Raw genomic sequence first — 1,118 nt, 5'->3', positions numbered from 1 at the left:
GAACACGATGCGCGACTTGCCGCCTTCGCGCACCAGGCGCTTGGCCGCCGAGAACAGCGGCTTCATGAACGCGCCCGAGTGGTACACGAACTGCTGCAACTGCTCTTCGTAGGCTTCCAGGTCCGCCAGCGGACGCGTCGCCACGCCGCCGTCCATCGCCGCCTTGGCCACCGCCGGCGCGATGCGCACGATCAGGCGCGGATCGAACGGCTTGGGAATCAGATAGTCGGGGCCGAACGAGATGTCGTAGGTGCCGTAGGCCGCCGCCACCACTTCGTTCTGCTCTTCCTCGGCCAGTTGCGCGATCGCGTAGACCGCCGCCTTCTCCATCTCGCGGGTGATCGTCGTGGCCCCCACGTCCAGCGCCCCGCGGAAAATGTACGGGAAGCACAGCACGTTGTTGACCTGGTTCGGATAGTCCGAACGGCCCGTGGCCATCACCACGTCGTCGCGCACCCCGTGCGCCACTTCCGGCAGGATCTCCGGCGTCGGATTGGCCAGCGCCAGGATCAGCGGGCGCGGACCCATCGCCGCCACCATCTCCGGCTTGAGCACGCCGCCGGCCGACAGCCCCAGGAACACGTCCGCGCCCTGGATCACCTCGGCCAGCTTGCGGGCCTCGGTCTTCTGCGCGAAACGCGCCTTGTCCGGATCCATCAGCGCCGTGCGCCCTTCGTAGACCACGCCCTCGATGTCCGTGACCCAGATGTTTTCCAGCGGCAGGCCCAGGTCCACCATCAGGTCCAGGCAGGCCAGCGCGGCGGCGCCGGCGCCCGACGTCACCACCTTGACCTGCTTGATGTCCTTGCCCACCACCTTCAGCCCGTTGATGAAGGCCGCCGACACGCAGATCGCGGTGCCGTGCTGGTCGTCGTGGAAAACCGGGATCTTCATGCGCTCGCGCAGCTTGCGCTCGACGATGAAGCACTCCGGCGCCTTGATGTCCTCGAGGTTGATGCCCCCGAAGGTGGCCTCCAGCCCCGCGATGATCTCGACCAGCTTGTCCGGGTCGGTCTCGTTGATTTCGATGTCGAACACGTCCAGCCCGGCGAACTTCTTGAACAGCACCGCCTTGCCTTCCATCACCGGCTTGGAGGCCAGCGCGCCGATGTTGCCCA

1 protein-coding gene is annotated in these 1,118 nt (G+C 66.7%); it reads right to left on the bottom strand.

What is annotated here, in order from left to right; translation table 11 throughout:
* Nucleotides 1-1,118: malic enzyme-like NAD(P)-binding protein (locus AVE30378_RS32470; RefSeq protein ID WP_279636222.1), on the bottom strand; the 1,118-nt coding region annotated here is incomplete at both ends.

The organism is Achromobacter veterisilvae, from assembly GCF_900496975.1.
Classification (GTDB): Bacteria; Pseudomonadota; Gammaproteobacteria; order Burkholderiales; family Burkholderiaceae_B; genus Achromobacter; species Achromobacter veterisilvae.
Note: the sequence above shows the minus strand (reverse complement) of the source record. Positions and strands in the feature narration are given on the sequence as shown.